The organism is Nocardioides sp. YIM 152588 (genome assembly GCF_040191335.1).
Lineage (GTDB): Bacteria > Actinomycetota > Actinomycetes > Propionibacteriales > Nocardioidaceae > Nocardioides.
In genome coordinates this window covers 13,992-27,044 of record NZ_JBEGDJ010000023.1, presented here as the reverse complement: position 1 = coordinate 27,044, position 13,053 = coordinate 13,992, and the positions used below count along the sequence as shown (strand labels likewise).

Below are 13,053 nucleotides of genomic sequence, written 5' to 3'. Positions count from 1 at the left end.
GGCGGGTCGGCATGTCCGGGTCGAAATTCCTACCCTGCGCCACGCCGTTAGTCCCTTGCCGCCGCACGTCAGCGTGCTGTTTGGTGGCTCCATGAGCGAACCGCAGACTCCGGCCGCTCCGGCCGGCACCAAGGGCAACAACACCGTCAAGATCGTCTCGATCATCCTGATCGTCCTCGGCGCCATCTTCTTCGTCGTGGGCATCGGGACCTACGCCATGGTCTCCTCCACCCTCGGCGACGAGAAGATCACCGTCTCCGAGGACGCCGACTTCCTCGGCGGCGACGAGGTGAACGGACCGTTCTCCGCCTTCGCGCAGGCGGACATCATCGCCAAGCACGCGGAGGAGATCGCCGACGGCCAGACCTACGCCGAGCTCGCGCAGGACGACGAGCGCCGGCCGACCGTCATGAACGCGTCGTTCCTCCGCGCCAGCCTCTTCACGTCCGTGGTCGCCTTCGGCGTCGCCGCGCTCGTGGCCGGGCTGGGCGTGATGTTCGTGCTCGTCGGCTGGGCGCTGCTCAGCCTCTCCAAGCCGGCCACGGAGTAGCGCCGGAGCGACTCCGCCGGCTCCGGCGGTCGCGGACGGCCCGCGACCGCCGGAGCCGTGGTGTGGGCTCGGCGTGGGCTCAGGCGGTCGGCCTCACGTCCAGCACGACCTCGAACTCGAGCAGGTCCGCGCCGGTCGAGACCGGCTTGCGCGGCGCCTCGCCGGGTGCGGTGGCGTGCGCGGCGCGCGCGTCGCCGTCGCGCCAGGCGGCGAAGGACTCCTCGTCCTCCCACTGCGTCACGACGAAGTAGCGGTCCTCGCCGGCGGTGGGCCGCAGCAGCTGGAAGCCGAGGAACCCGGGCGATCCCTCCACCGCGCCGGCGCGCGCGGCGAAGCGCTTCTCGAGCTCGGGGCCGGCCTGGGGCGGCACGGAGATGGCGTTGATCTTCACGACGGGCATGCCCCGAGCCTAGGGGCTCCGCGGTCGCCCGACGTGGGCGATCGCGAGCCCTTCCGGTGGTTGAGGTGCGAGCGAAGCGAGCCTCGAAACCACCAGACCCGTCAGGCCCGAGGGAAGCGAGCCTCGAAACCACCGGACCCGTCAGGCGCGGGCGACGCCACCCCAGTTCGCGAGCTTGATCGCGATCTCGGACAGCCTGTCGTCCGCGACGTCCTCGACCTCGAAGTACAGCTTCGCGTGCACGTCCGGGTTGCGGCCCAGCTCGACCGCGCCCGCGCCGGGCAGGTTCTCGACGATCCGCACCAGGCGGTTGCCGATCCGGCCGAGCTGCGACGCGTGGTCGTCGCTGAGCTGGCCGAGGGCCTCCGGCTCGCGGTGGTGCAGCGTCAGGCCCAGCTTGGCACCGGCGTCGTGCCGGGCGAGGACCCAGATCTCGTCCTCCCAGACGATCGCCTCGGGGGCGACGCCGGGAACCTGAAGGGGTGTCTCCGCAGACTCCAACATGGCCACACTGTGCCACCTCGGCCCCGGGGACGGGCAGCCACCCCCCGGCCGGGCGGCCCCACGTCACTAGGCTGGACCCCGTGACGCTCGCGAACATCCCGCCCGCCCCGGCGCTCCCCGGCGCCCGCCACCTGCACTCCGGGAAGGTCCGTGACCTCTACGAGCTCACCGAGGGGCCGCACGCCGGCAAGCTGCTGATGGTGGCCAGCGACCGGCTCTCGATCTTCGACTACGTCCTGGAGACGACGATCCCCGGCAAGGGCGAGATCCTGACCCGCACGTCGCTGTGGTGGTTCGAGCAGCTGGCCGACCTGGTGCCGAACCACGTCGTCAGCGCCGACCCGGCCGACATCCCCGCGGAGGTGCGCGGCCGCGCCGTGATCTGCGAGAAGCTGGACATGCTCCCGGTGGAGTGCGTCGCGCGCGGTTACCTCACCGGCTCCGGCCTGGTCGACTACCGCGCCACCGGCGAGGTCTGCGGCATCGCGCTGCCGCCCGGCCTGGAGGACGGCAGCCGCCTCCCCGCGCCGATCTTCACGCCGGCGACCAAGGCGGCGCTGGGCGACCACGACGAGAACGTCTCCTACGAGGCGGTCGCGGCCACCGTCGGCGCCGACCGAGCGGCGGCCCTGCGCGACCTCACCATCGCTGTCTACGGCCGCGCGGAGGGCATCGCCCGCGACCGCGGCATCATCCTCGCCGACACCAAGTTCGAGTTCGGCGTGCTCACCGGCGACGCCGCGGGAGGGCTGGTGCTCGCCGACGAGGTGCTCACCCCGGACTCCTCCCGGTACTGGCCCGCCGACGAGTGGCAGCCGGGGCAGACGCAGCCGTCGTACGACAAGCAGATCGTGCGCAACTGGGCGCTCTCGCCCGAGAGCGGCTGGGTGAAGTCGTCCGGCGAGGCGCCGCCGCCGCTGCCCGCCGAGGTCGTCGAGCGCACCCGCAGCCGCTACATCGAGGCCTACGAGCGCCTCACCGGCGAGACGTTCTGACGCCGAGCCGGCAGAAACTGACCGTCAGCTTGTGCCGACTCGCGCTACTCGGTGAAGGGGTTGGGCAGCGCGCCGGGCAGACCGGCCAGCAGCTCGCGCGCCTGCGCCGCGCTCTTGTGCTCCACCAGCACCTCGTACCTGGTCGCCACCACCTGGGTGATCGAGGAGAAGTCGCGGCGCCCGCGGGTGAACGCGTAGCCGACCAGCGCCATGATCACGCCGAAGCCGGCGCCGATGACCATGGTCGAGGCGATCACGCTGAAGACGCCCTCCTCGGTGAAGATGCTGAAGATCAGCCCGATGAAGAGGCCGATCCACAGGCCCGACATGATCCCGCCGACCGCGACCCGGCCGGTGCTGAGGCGGCCGGTGATCCGCTCGATCCGCTTGAGGTCCGTGCCGACGATCATGCACTGCTCGACAGGGAACTTCTGGTCGGCCAGGTAGTCGACCGTGCGCTGCGCGGCCGCGTAGTCGTCGTACACGGCGAGGGACTGCGGGAACTGCAGGCCCAGCGGAGAGGAGGTCATGCCGGCGCGCGCGAAGTTGGTCACCTCCCCAGTCTGCCGCACCCACGGGCGCGGCACGAGGGACCGCGGCCCGCGGTCTCGCCCGATGCTGTCCCCGGGGGCTCCCGCCCTTATGATCTCCGCGTGGCCCGAGTTGTCGTAGCCGTCATGCCCAAGCCCGAGATCCTCGACCCCCAGGGGAAGGCCGTCCAGGGCGCACTGCCCCGTCTGGGCTTCACCGGGGTGAGCGACGTCCGTCAGGGCAAGCGCTTCGAGCTGGAGTTCGCCGGCGAGATCACCGACGAGGTGCTCGCCGAGGTGAACCAGATGGCCGAGACGCTCCTGTCGAACCCGGTCATCGAGAACTACACGGTGAGCGTCGAGCAGTGAGGATCGGCGTCGTCACCTTCCCCGGCTCCCTCGACGACGTCGACGCCCAGCGCGCCGTCCGGATCGGTGGGAACGAGGCCGTGGCCCTCTGGCACGGCGACGCCGACCTCAAGGGCGTCGACGCGGTCGTGCTCCCCGGCGGCTTCTCGTACGGCGACTACCTGCGCTGCGGCGCGATCTCCCGGTTCGCGCCGGTGATGACCGAGGTCGTCGAGGCCGCCGGCCGCGGCATGCCGGTGCTCGGCATCTGCAACGGCTTCCAGATCCTCTGCGAGTCCCACCTGCTCCCGGGCGCGCTGATCCGCAACGACCACCGCAAGTTCGTCTGCCGCGACCAGCTGCTGCGCGTCGAGAACAACCGGACGCCGTGGACGTCGGCCTACGAGGTCGGCCAGGAGATCCGGGTCGTGCTCAAGAACGGCGAGGGCGGCTTCGTCGCCGACGCCGAGACGCTCGCCCGGATCGAGGGCGAGGGCCAGGTCGTGGCCCGCTACCTCGAGGTCAACCCCAACGGCTCGATGAACGACATCGCCGGCGTCACCAACGCCCGCGGCAACGTGGTCGGCCTGATGCCGCACCCCGAGCACGCGGTCGAGGAGCTGACCGGCTCCGGCACCGACGGCCTGGGCTTCTTCACCTCGCTGGCGGCGTCGGTCCTCGGCTGACGCCGGCGCCCGACGAGCCGCGCGCCCGGCGGCCGCGGGCCAGCACCTCCGGCAGGTCCTCGGTACGCCGTGGGGAGCGGTGCTCCCCGCCGTACTGCCCCTTCGTGCGCCGGCTGAGCACGAAGGCCAGGACCTGCGCCACGGCGGCCCACAGCTCGCGCGGGATCTCCTGCCCCACCTCGGTGGAGCGGTAGAGCGCGCGGGCCAGCGGGACGTCGCGCACGGTCGGCACCCGCGCCTCGTCCGCCCGCTCGCGGATCTTCGCCGCGATCGCCCCCGCCCCGCGCGCGATCACCCGGGGCGCGCCCTTCTCGGGGTCGTAGCGCAGCGCGACCGCCACGTGGGTCGGGTTGACCAGCAGCACGTCGGCGTCGGCGACGTCGGCCAGCATCCGGTTCCGGGCGGCGGCCAGCTGGCGGCTGCGGATCGCGCTCTTGACCAGCGGGTCGCCCTCGGTCTGCTTGTGCTCCTGCTTGATCTCGTGGTGGCTCATCCTGACCTGCTTGCCGATCCGCCGGCGCGACATCGCGTAGTCGGCGGCGGCCATCACCAGGCCGGCGAGGGCGGCGGTGATCAACAGGTTCGTCACCTGGTCGCCGAGCTCGCTGAGCACCGTCTGGATCGGCATGAAGCCGCCGACCAGCGGCATGATCGCGAGCACCGCGCGGTAGGCGATGATCGCCACGATCGAGCTCTTGATCAGGGTCTTCGCGCCCTCCCACCACGCCTGGGGGCCGAGGACCCGCTTCGCGCCCTTGAGCAGGCTGAGCTTCTTGGGGTCCGGCTTGACGAGCTTGGGGGAGAGGAAGAAGCCGCCCTGCGCGATCGCCGAGAGCACGCCGATCAGCATCACCGTCGAGCCGAGGATGAGCAGGGTGACGAAGACGTGCCGGGCGCCCTCGCCCAGGAGCGTCAGCGCGAGCGCCGGCTCCGGGTCCTGCAGCGCACGCAGGTTGACCCCGAGCATCGTCGTCAGCGCATCGGCCTCGCGGTCGAGCAGGGGGCCCATCATCAGCGCCACGGCGAGCACCGAGAGCCAGCCTCCGAGCTCGGCCGTGCGCGGGACCTGACCGTCCTTGCGGGCCTGCTTCTTCCGCTTCGGTGTCGGCTTCTCGGTCTTCTCGCCGCCGGCGTCCGCGCTCATCGCTCCACCTCCCCTCGCACCGCCGGCTCAGCCGGCCCCGACCATCGTCGCCATGGCCTCGTTGGCCAGGTCGACGATCCGGCTCACGGCGCCGGGCAGCAGCGGGAACGTCAGCCCCAGCAGGAGCAGCGTGAGGCCGATCTTGGCGGGGAACATCACGTTGATCGCGTTCAGCTGCGGCGCCACCTTCGTCAGCAGCGCGAGCGCCAGGTCGGCCACGAAGAGCACCGCGATCATGGGCAGCGCGATCTGCACGGCGACGGTGAAGAACATCGAGAACGCGGTGATCAGCAGCTCCGGCCAGCCGGAGGCGTCGAAGAGCCCGGTCGGCCCGGCCAGCGGCACGTAGGAGAACGTGCTGAGCAGCCCGCCGATGACGAGCAGGTGGCCGCCGGAGACCAGCAGCAGCGCGGTGAAGAGCATCTGGTGGAAGCGGCCGAAGACCGTGTTGACGTTGGCCGACAGCGGGTCCCAGGCGCTGGCCACCGCGAAGCCGCCGAACAGGTCCACCAGCGATCCCGCCGCCGCGACGGCGGCGAACAGGAGCATCGTCACGTAGCCCATGCCGACCCCGATCAGCACCTGGAGCAGGGCGCTGATCGCCAGCTCGACGACGGTGCTGGGCAGCGGGGAGGAGGCCAGGGTCGGCGCCATCGCCATCGCCAGCCCGACCGAGAGCACCACCTTGCCCATCACGGGGATCGCGCGGGTCGAGAACGGCGGCACCACCACCAGCCACGCGGCCACGCGCACCGAGGCCAGCAGTAGCGCCAGCAACGGCGCCCCGTCCACCGTGATGGTCATCCGGGTCCCTCAGGCCAGCAGGCCGGGCAGCATGTCGAACAGCTCGTAGGTGAACGCCATCAGGGTGTGCAGCATCCAGTTGCCCGAGACCAGCAGCGCGGTACCGACCGCGACCAGCTTGGGCACGAAGGAGAGCGTGAACTCCTGCACCTGCGTCATCGACTGGAACAGGGAGATCGCGAAGCCGACCGACAGCGCGGTCGCCAGGATCGGCGCCGACAGCTGCATCGCGACCATCATCGTCTTCAGGGCGATCTCGATGATGGCGGTGTCGCTCACCCGCCACCCCCGTAGGAGGAGACGAGCGACCTGATCACCAGCGCCCAGCCGTCGACCATGACGAACAGCAGCAGCTTGAACGGCAGCGACACCATCACCGGCGGCATCATCATCATGCCGAGACTCATCAACGCGCCGCTGACGACGATGTCGATGACCAGGAACGGGATGAAGATGATGAACCCGATGATGAAGGCGTCCTTGAGCTCCGACAGGACGAACGCCGGGATCAGCGTCGCCGTCGACACGTCGTCGCGGTCCTCGGGCAGGTCACGGTCGGCGACGCTGGTGAGCAGCTTCAGCTCGTCGTCGCCGGTGTTGTCCAGCATGAAGCCGCGCAGCGGCTCCAGGCCGTCGTTCCACGCCTGCGACGTCGTCTTCTGCCCGTCCAGGTAGGGCTGGACGCCGGCGTCGTTGATGGCGCCCAGGACGGGCGCCATGATGAAGAGGCTGAGGAACAGCGCCAGGCCGGCCAGGACCTGGTTGTTCGGCGTCTGCTGCAGGCCCAGCGCGTTGCGGGTCAGGCCCAGCACCACGAGGATCTTGGTGAAGCTGGTGCAGGTCAGCATGATCGCCGGCAGCAGGCTCAGCAGGGTGAGCGCCAGCAGCATGACGAGGCCGTTGCTGGGCTCGTCGGTCAGGCCGCCGAGGTCGATCTGGACGGTGGCGTCGCCGCTGGGGCCGTTCGGTCCGTTGGGGCCGGTCGGCGCCGCGTGCGCGACCCCGCCGAGCAGCGGGACCAGCAGGCCGGCGGCGAGGCCGAGGACCAGGACGAGGGCGCGCCTCACGGCGCGGAGCGGGGTCGGGCTCATGGGGGAGGGAGCGCGGAGGAGCGACGTCAGCCGACGGACCGGCGCGGCCGGTCGGTCGAGTCGGCGCCGGTGAAGAACGCGAGGGTCTGCTTCCAGGTGGCCGGGGAGAGCACCGACCCGGCCAGCGCGCCGTCGGTCGGGGCCGCGTCCGCCCGGCGCTGGCTCGGCACCCTGCCGGCCGCCACGGGCTCGCGGTCCCGTCCGCCCCGCTCCTCGAGGTGGTCCCGCTCCTCGAGGTCGTCCAGGCCCCCGAAGGCGTCGAGGTCGTCGAGGTCCGCGCCGGGCACGACCGGGTCGACCAGCTCGTCGGGCTCGAGCTCGGCGAGCAGCGAGACCTGCTGGTCGGTGGTGCCGACCACCAGCACGCGGTCGCCGACGGTGACCACCGCGATGCCGCTCGACCGGGTGATCTGCTGCCGGGCGATCACCTGGACCGGGGCGCCCGCCGCGGCGGTGAAGCGCCGGTTGGCGAACCGGGCGATCAGGAACAGCAGGCCGACGACCAGCGCCAGGCAACCGACCAGGCGGAAGCCGAGCTCGACCATCGAGGGAGCACCGTCAGTCATCGCTCACACCGCCGCGGCCGCGTCGACGATCTCGGTCACCCGGAGCCCGAAGTCCTCGTCCACGACGACGACCTCGCCCCGGGCCACCAGGCGCCCGTTGACCAGCAGGTCGGCCGGGCTGCCCGCCGCCCGGTCCAGCTCCAGGACGGCGCCCGGGGTCAGCGCCAGCAGGTCGCGCACCGTCATCCGGGTGCGGCCCAGCTCGACGGTGACCTCCATGTCGACGCCGTGCAGCATCTCCAGCCCGCGGGCCATCCGGGGCGCCGGGGCGGACCCGAACGCGGGGACGAACGGCTCGGCGGGCCGGTCCGCCGCCCCCGCGTCGGCCGCAGCGCCCGGCTCGGCCGCCGCCCCCACAGCGACGTCGACCGGGGTGCGGGCTCCTTGGGCGGTCGCGTGCGAGATCAGCACGGCGGCCGCGATGCCGGTGCCGATCAGCGGCACCGTGAGGAACGGGCCGCCCAGCACGGCCGTGATGTCGGTGCCGTCCGCGCCGAGGTCGAGCACCCGGGCCGGGCGCGCCTGGGCGCCGAGGCCGGCGGCGGCGAGATCCAGGGCCGGCTGCACCGCGGACGCCAGGTCGAGCTCGCCGAACGGGCTCTGCGCCAGCGCGTCGACCAGCTCCGAGCCGACGCACAGCACCACCGGGCCCGGCACCCCGCCGTCGAGGTCGGCGGCGACCGCGCCCGCGAACGCGGACGTGACGTGGGCCGACCCCTCCTGCGCGGGTGCCGTGGTCAGCGGCGCCTGCGACGGGAGCGCGCCGGCGACGGCCGTCGCGACCGCCTCGGCGAGCTGCTCGGGTGCGTCGGTCATGAGTCCTCCTCGGGGGTGGTGACGATGAGCGCGGCCTGGCGGTGCCCGCGGGCCCCCGGGGTGGCGTGCGCGAAGGTGGTGTCGCCGACGGCGACGTCCAGGGGCGCCGTGGACGGGTGCCCCAGGCGGAGCACGGCGCCGGGCTCGAGGCCGGCGATGGTGGCGGGGTCCATCCGGAACGGCCGGAACCGCACCGCGACCGAGACCGGCACCTCGGTGAAGTGCTGCTGCAGCAGGTTGGCCGAGTGCGCGCGCTGGTTGCGCTCGCGGTCCGACATCGACCCGGCGCCGGTGGAGTGCGCCAGGTACGGGAGCAGGCCGGAGAACGGCAGGCAGACGGTGACCTGGTGGTCCCGGGCGCCGATCCGCAGCTCGAAGGTGACCACGACCATCACGTCCGACGCGCCGGCCACCTGGGCGAACTGCGGGCTGTACTCGATGCCGGTGACGACGGGGTCCAGCGCCACGATGCCGCCCAGCGAGTAGCGCATCTCGGCCAGCAGCCGGTCGACCAGGCCGCGGATCACGCCCTGCTCGATCTCGGTGAGCGGCCGGTTGGGCTGGCTGTCCGATCCGGGACCGCCGAGCATGTGGTCGACGCACGACATGGTCGCGAACATCGGGATCTCCAGCACGCCGGTGCCCGGCATCGGCTCGGCCGAGAAGAGCGTCATGAAGGTGGACGAGCCGAGGCTGTCGACGTACTCGGAGTAGGTCCGCTGCGCGATGTCGACCAGGTTCATGGTGCACACCGTCCGCAGCGAGCTGGTGAAGACGGTCGTCGCCTGGCGGGCGAAGCCGTCGAAGCCGAGCTGGAGGGTGCGCTGGTGCTCGCGGGAGAGCTGGATCGGGCGCCGGAAGTCGTACGGCGTCGCGTCGATCGCGCGCGTCCGCCGTCGGGCTCGCTGGCCGCTGTGCGCGGCCGGTCCGGGGGTCACGAGTGGTCCATCGTCGCCCGCGTCGGGGACCTGAGTCACAACGACGACCCTGGGACCTTCCGGGCCCAGGTTCGGGACCCCCGTGACCCGAACGGGTGAGGGGGTGCGGGACGTCGTCCCGAGGACCCGGGACATCGGCCCGGGCTCCTGGTCGGCGCTACTGGGTGACGAACTCCCAGAAGTACACCTCGAGCACCTCGTGGTGGTACCTCGCCTCGAGGATCTCGTTGAGGCGCTCGCGGAGCTTCTCGCGCTCGCTGGCCTTGTTGACCTCCTGCATCGGCAGGCCGCTGAAGAGCCCGATCGCGGCGTCCTGGGCCTTGGCGCCGTCGGCCCCGTGGGAGGCGTCCGTGCTCAGCTGGAGCGCCATGCCCAGGCGCAGGTAGTGGCCGTCGGCGAGGTTGACCTGGATCGACTCGAGGCGGACCACCTCGCCCGGCTCCGGCTCCTTGGGGGCGCCGGCCGGCTTGAGGAAGAAGTACCACCCGCCGGCGGCGACGGCGACGACCACCACCAGCGCGAGCAGCAGGCGGCTACGGGACTTCTTCGGCGGGGCGGCCGCTTCGGCGGGCTGCAGGGTGGCGGTCACGAGGCTGTCTCCTCATCGGCGGTTCGGTCGCTGCTCGGGTCCGGTCGCGGAGCGGCGCTCAGGTCGGGCGTCAGGTCGCGTCGCGGCCGGTCGCCGTACTGCTCCTTGAACAGCTCCTCGGTCAGGGCTCGCGTCGAGGCGTCGGCGTCGCTGAGGACGACCAGGTCGACGCGCTTGTTGACGGCCTGCGAGCCGGGCTTCTTCGGGTCCACCAGCGGGCGGGTGTGGCCGAACCCGGTGGCCTGGAGCCGGGTGGCCGGCAGCCCGTTGGCCTCCTGCAGCCGGCGCAGCACGTGCACCGCGCGGGCCACTGAGAGCTCCCAGTCGGTCGGGTAGTACTTCGGCTTCACCTTCACCTGGTTGGTGTGCCCGTCGATCTCGATCTGCTCCGGCAGCGCGGCGAGCACCGGCGCCAGGGCGTCGACGACCCGCTGGCCGCGGGTGGTCAGGTCGGCGATGTTGGGCAGGAACACGACGTGCCGGGAGACCAGGCTGATCACCAGGCCGCGGTCGTTCACGCTCGCCCGCACGTCGCCGCGCAGGCCGGCCTTCTTCAGCGCCGCGTCGGCCTTGTCCCAGATCCGGATCATGCGGTCCAGCTCGGCCTGGGCCTGGGCGTAGCGCCGCTGGTCGCGGAGCTTGTCGGCCTCCTCCAGCGCCTCGCTCACCACCGACCGGGTGCTGTCGGGGAGGCCGTCCATCAGCATGCTGAAGTCGTCCTCGGTGCCCGAGCTCGAGCCGTCCATCACCGAGTTGTTGCCCTCCAGGATGGAGGGGTTGCCGAAGCCGTTGGCGAGGCTGTTCTTGAGCTCCTCGTACTTGGTGGCGTCCACGGTCGACATCGCGAACATGACGATGAAGAGCACCATCAGGAGCGTGACCATGTCGGCGTAGGTCACCAGCCAGCGCTCGTGGCCGCCGCCGTGCTCGTCGTCGTGGTCGTCGTGGCGCTGGTGCCGCCGTTTCGGGGCGGTCGACATCAGGCCGCCTCGACGTCCGCGGTGGCCGTGGGGATCAGGGAGCGCAGCTTCTCGGCCACGAGGCGCGGGTTCGAGCCTGCCTGGATGGCGGCGACGCCCTCGATGGCCAGCTCCATCCGGGCGCACTCCAGCTCGCCGATGCGCTTGAGCCGGCTGCCGATCGGCAGCCAGATCACGTTGGCGGAGGTGACGCCCCACAACGTCGCCACGAAGGCGGCGGCGATCAGGTGGCCCAGCTCCTCGGGCGCGGCCAGGTTCTCCAGCACGTGCACCAGGCCCATGACCGTGCCGATGATCCCGATGGTCGGCGCGTAGGCGCCGGCGTCGTTGAAGAACTTCGCGGCCTGCTTGTCGTCCTTGCGCTTGGCGCGCAGCTCGGACTCCATGATGTCGCGGAGCTCTTCGGGGTCCGTGCCGTCGATGGCCATTGTGACGCCCTTGACCAGGAACGGGTCGTCGACGTCGCGGACGCTGTCCTCCAGGGCCAGCAGGCCCTCGCGACGGGCCTTCTCCGCCAGGGAGACCACCTCGGGCACCAGGTCCTCGGCGGGGGCGACGCCGTCGGTGAGCGCGCGCTTGAAGTTCTTCACCGCGTCCTTGGCGTCGGCCATGGTGCCGCCGGCGACGGTGACCATGATCGTGGTGCCGAAGACCAGCAGCATCGGCGGCAGCAGCAGGAGGCTGGTCGGGTTGCCGCCCTCGAGGATGTTCGAGACGACGATGATGATGAACGCCAGGCCGATGCCCAGCATCGATGCGCGGTCCTTCATGAGTCGGCCCCCCGGTTGCGGTGCGGCGCGGCGCGGCGCCCCGCGGTGGTCGGCACCGCGGTGCTCGGCACCGCCGACAGGTGCGTGGAGCCGCCGGCCGGGCCGGCGCCCCCGGCGCGGGCACCGGACGCGTCGTGCTCGAACAGCGGCGCGCGGGCGACGATCCGGGCGCGGTAGTCGACGACCTCGGCCAGCACCACCTCGGGCGCCTCGGAGACGACGTACTTCGTGCCGTCGACGAGCGTGACCACGGTGTCGGGGGTGCTGTCCACGCGCTCGATCAGGTCGGCGTTCAGCAGGAACGCCGAACCGGAGAGACGGGTCAGCGAGATCATGGGGCGCACCTCCGTGTGCGGTCGGCACCAGTGCGGCGCCCGATTCGGGAGCAGGACCGTCCGTGGCCCGGCAGATCTCCTGATCGGCCGGGCCACGGGTGACTTGAGTGCCTGGGCGTGATCCAGGCGGTGCGGGTCAGCGCTTGATGTTGACCAGCTCCTCCAGCACCTGGTCGCTGGTGGTGATCACCCGCGAGCTGGCCTGGAAGCCGCGCTGGGCCAGGATCAGGTTGGTGAACTCGGCCGACAGGTCGACGTTCGACATCTCCAGCGCGCCGGCCATCAGCTGGCCGCGCTGCCCCAGTCCCGCGACGGCCGGGGTGCCGGCGGCGAGGTCGGCGTTCGGGGCCCCGGAGTTCGCGGACTCGCGGAACGCGGTGTCGCCGACCTTCTCCAGGCCCATCGGGTTGGTGAAGTTGGCGACGGCGAGCTGGCAGATGTCGCGCTGCACGCCGTCCGAGTAGACGCCGCGGACCTTGCCGTCGGCCGAGATCGAGTACGACGTCAGCTCGACGCCGGCCGGCGGGGTGACGAGGTCGAGGCGGACGTCGACCATGGCGCCGGTCGCGTCGCCGGCGGCGTCGAGCGCGTAGCCCTGCACGCGCATGCCGTTCGGCGCGACCAGCGTGCCGGAGTTGTCGAACGTGAACGCGCCGGCGCGGGTGTAGAGGTTCTCCGCACCGTCGGCCAGGACGAAGAAGCCGTCGCCCTGGATCATCACGTCGGTGGTGCGACCGGTGGTCTGCGCCGAGCCCTGGTTGAAGTTGAGGCTCGTCGCCGCGAGCTGTACGCCGAGGCCGACCTGGACCGGGTTGGTGCCGCCACGCTCGGCGTTGCCGCCCGACGCCGCGGTCAGCATCTGGCTGAGGGTGTCGGAGAAGATCGTGCTGCTGGACTTGAAGCCGGTGGTGTTCGCGTTGGCGATGTTGTTGCCGGTCACGTCGAGCATGGTCTGGTTGGTCCGCAGGCCGCTGATGCCGGCGAAGAGGGAACGCAACATGGTGTGG

19 protein-coding genes are annotated in these 13,053 nt (G+C 71.8%); 4 read left to right on the top strand and 15 right to left on the bottom strand.

All coding sequences use genetic code 11. The features are described 5' to 3' along the window. Window positions 1-91 precede the first annotated feature (91 nt). A complete protein-coding gene (locus ABLM29_RS12705; RefSeq protein ID WP_349714484.1) occupies window positions 92-550 on the top strand; it encodes an aromatic ring-opening dioxygenase LigA in 459 nt (152 codons plus the stop codon). A 79-nt stretch (window positions 551-629) separates the two neighbouring features. Here the strand turns inward: ABLM29_RS12705 and ABLM29_RS12700 are convergent, their stop codons facing one another. Together ABLM29_RS12700 and ABLM29_RS12695 are read right to left on the bottom strand one after the other, a co-directional pair. Beyond that, window positions 630-950, bottom strand: coding sequence for an antibiotic biosynthesis monooxygenase family protein (locus tag ABLM29_RS12700; RefSeq protein ID WP_349714483.1), 321 nt, complete (start codon window positions 948-950; stop codon window positions 630-632). 141 nt (window positions 951-1,091) lie between these two features. Beyond that, window positions 1,092-1,454: a hypothetical protein gene (locus ABLM29_RS12695; RefSeq protein ID WP_349714482.1), complete on the bottom strand. Its 363-nt coding sequence runs from the start codon at window positions 1,452-1,454 to the stop codon at window positions 1,092-1,094. An 80-nt stretch (window positions 1,455-1,534) separates the two neighbouring features. Between ABLM29_RS12695 and ABLM29_RS12690 the strand changes: the two genes are divergently transcribed. Beyond that, the gene (locus tag ABLM29_RS12690) at window positions 1,535-2,449 is read left to right on the top strand and encodes a phosphoribosylaminoimidazolesuccinocarboxamide synthase (protein ID WP_349714481.1); all 915 of its coding nucleotides are present in this window, start codon (window positions 1,535-1,537) and stop codon (window positions 2,447-2,449) included. A gap of 44 nt (window positions 2,450-2,493) precedes the next feature. Here the strand turns inward: ABLM29_RS12690 and ABLM29_RS12685 are convergent, their stop codons facing one another. Continuing rightward, window positions 2,494-2,979 carry a YflT domain-containing protein gene (locus ABLM29_RS12685; protein ID WP_349714513.1) on the bottom strand — a complete coding sequence of 162 codons (486 nt, stop codon included), beginning with the start codon at window positions 2,977-2,979 and terminating at the stop codon, window positions 2,494-2,496. A 123-nt stretch (window positions 2,980-3,102) separates the two neighbouring features. Here ABLM29_RS12685 and purS point away from each other — a divergent pair, with 123 nt between their 5' ends. Next, window positions 3,103-3,348, top strand: a complete 246-nt coding sequence (gene purS, locus ABLM29_RS12680; protein WP_349714480.1) for a phosphoribosylformylglycinamidine synthase subunit PurS — start codon at window positions 3,103-3,105, stop codon at window positions 3,346-3,348. Then, the gene (gene purQ / locus ABLM29_RS12675; RefSeq protein ID WP_349714479.1) at window positions 3,345-4,013 is read left to right on the top strand and encodes a phosphoribosylformylglycinamidine synthase subunit PurQ; all 669 of its coding nucleotides are present in this window, start codon (window positions 3,345-3,347) and stop codon (window positions 4,011-4,013) included. The genes purS and purQ overlap by 4 nt, the downstream gene beginning before the upstream one ends. On the opposite strand, the gene ABLM29_RS12670 is transcribed toward purQ, so the two are convergent. From ABLM29_RS12670 to ABLM29_RS12615, 12 genes are all read right to left on the bottom strand, one after another. Next, a complete protein-coding gene (locus ABLM29_RS12670) occupies window positions 3,982-5,157 on the bottom strand; it encodes an EscU/YscU/HrcU family type III secretion system export apparatus switch protein (RefSeq protein ID WP_349714478.1) in 1,176 nt (391 codons plus the stop codon). The genes purQ and ABLM29_RS12670 overlap by 32 nt on opposite strands. Window positions 5,158-5,184: 27 nt before the next feature. Then, complete coding sequence (locus tag ABLM29_RS12665) at window positions 5,185-5,961, bottom strand: flagellar biosynthetic protein FliR (protein WP_349714477.1); 777 nt, start codon at window positions 5,959-5,961, stop codon at window positions 5,185-5,187. A 9-nt stretch (window positions 5,962-5,970) separates the two neighbouring features. Continuing rightward, entirely contained in the window at window positions 5,971-6,240 is a 270-nt protein-coding gene (locus tag ABLM29_RS12660; protein ID WP_349714476.1) for a flagellar biosynthetic protein FliQ, read from the bottom strand. Next, window positions 6,237-7,028, bottom strand: coding sequence for a flagellar type III secretion system pore protein FliP (gene fliP / locus ABLM29_RS12655; protein ID WP_349714475.1), 792 nt, complete (start codon window positions 7,026-7,028; stop codon window positions 6,237-6,239). Before fliP ends, ABLM29_RS12660 begins: the two co-directional genes overlap by 4 nt. Before the next feature lie 50 nt (window positions 7,029-7,078). Beyond that, window positions 7,079-7,618: a FliO/MopB family protein gene (locus tag ABLM29_RS12650; protein WP_349714474.1), complete on the bottom strand. Its 540-nt coding sequence runs from the start codon at window positions 7,616-7,618 to the stop codon at window positions 7,079-7,081. A 3-nt stretch (window positions 7,619-7,621) separates the two neighbouring features. Next, a complete protein-coding gene (gene fliN, locus ABLM29_RS12645) occupies window positions 7,622-8,434 on the bottom strand; it encodes a flagellar motor switch protein FliN (RefSeq protein WP_349714473.1) in 813 nt (270 codons plus the stop codon). Further along, on the bottom strand, window positions 8,431-9,372 hold the full coding sequence (locus tag ABLM29_RS12640; protein ID WP_349714472.1) for a flagellar motor switch protein FliM: 942 nt from the start codon (window positions 9,370-9,372) through the stop codon (window positions 8,431-8,433). Before ABLM29_RS12640 ends, fliN begins: the two co-directional genes overlap by 4 nt. A gap of 157 nt (window positions 9,373-9,529) precedes the next feature. Beyond that, window positions 9,530-9,961: a flagellar basal body-associated FliL family protein gene (locus ABLM29_RS12635; protein WP_349714471.1), complete on the bottom strand. Its 432-nt coding sequence runs from the start codon at window positions 9,959-9,961 to the stop codon at window positions 9,530-9,532. Then, on the bottom strand, window positions 9,958-10,941 hold the full coding sequence (locus tag ABLM29_RS12630; protein WP_349714470.1) for a flagellar motor protein MotB: 984 nt from the start codon (window positions 10,939-10,941) through the stop codon (window positions 9,958-9,960). The genes ABLM29_RS12635 and ABLM29_RS12630 overlap by 4 nt, the downstream gene beginning before the upstream one ends. Then, the gene (locus ABLM29_RS12625) at window positions 10,941-11,711 is read right to left on the bottom strand and encodes a flagellar motor protein (protein WP_349714469.1); all 771 of its coding nucleotides are present in this window, start codon (window positions 11,709-11,711) and stop codon (window positions 10,941-10,943) included. The genes ABLM29_RS12630 and ABLM29_RS12625 overlap by 1 nt, the downstream gene beginning before the upstream one ends. Beyond that, on the bottom strand, window positions 11,708-12,046 hold the full coding sequence (locus tag ABLM29_RS12620) for a flagellar FlbD family protein (protein ID WP_349714468.1): 339 nt from the start codon (window positions 12,044-12,046) through the stop codon (window positions 11,708-11,710). Before ABLM29_RS12620 ends, ABLM29_RS12625 begins: the two co-directional genes overlap by 4 nt. Before the next feature lie 136 nt (window positions 12,047-12,182). After that, window positions 12,183-13,046: a flagellar hook-basal body complex protein gene (locus ABLM29_RS12615; protein WP_349714467.1), complete on the bottom strand. Its 864-nt coding sequence runs from the start codon at window positions 13,044-13,046 to the stop codon at window positions 12,183-12,185. Window positions 13,047-13,053 lie beyond the last annotated feature (7 nt).

Coding starts and splice junctions, on each gene's coding strand:
- ABLM29_RS12705 (WP_349714484.1), top strand. CDS start 92: ATGAGCGAACCGCAGACTCCGGCCGCTCCGGCCGGCACCAAGGGCAAC.
- ABLM29_RS12700 (WP_349714483.1), bottom strand. CDS start 950: ATGCCCGTCGTGAAGATCAACGCCATCTCCGTGCCGCCCCAGGCCGGC.
- ABLM29_RS12695 (WP_349714482.1), bottom strand. CDS start 1,454: ATGTTGGAGTCTGCGGAGACACCCCTTCAGGTTCCCGGCGTCGCCCCC.
- ABLM29_RS12685 (WP_349714513.1), bottom strand. CDS start 2,979: ATGACCTCCTCTCCGCTGGGCCTGCAGTTCCCGCAGTCCCTCGCCGTG.
- ABLM29_RS12670 (WP_349714478.1), bottom strand. CDS start 5,157: ATGAGCGCGGACGCCGGCGGCGAGAAGACCGAGAAGCCGACACCGAAG.
- ABLM29_RS12665 (WP_349714477.1), bottom strand. CDS start 5,961: ATGACCATCACGGTGGACGGGGCGCCGTTGCTGGCGCTACTGCTGGCC.
- ABLM29_RS12650 (WP_349714474.1), bottom strand. CDS start 7,618: ATGACTGACGGTGCTCCCTCGATGGTCGAGCTCGGCTTCCGCCTGGTC.
- fliN (WP_349714473.1), bottom strand. CDS start 8,434: ATGACCGACGCACCCGAGCAGCTCGCCGAGGCGGTCGCGACGGCCGTC.
- ABLM29_RS12630 (WP_349714470.1), bottom strand. CDS start 10,941: ATGTCGACCGCCCCGAAACGGCGGCACCAGCGCCACGACGACCACGAC.
- ABLM29_RS12625 (WP_349714469.1), bottom strand. CDS start 11,711: ATGAAGGACCGCGCATCGATGCTGGGCATCGGCCTGGCGTTCATCATC.
- ABLM29_RS12620 (WP_349714468.1), bottom strand. CDS start 12,046: ATGATCTCGCTGACCCGTCTCTCCGGTTCGGCGTTCCTGCTGAACGCC.
- ABLM29_RS12615 (WP_349714467.1), bottom strand. CDS start 13,046: ATGTTGCGTTCCCTCTTCGCCGGCATCAGCGGCCTGCGGACCAACCAG.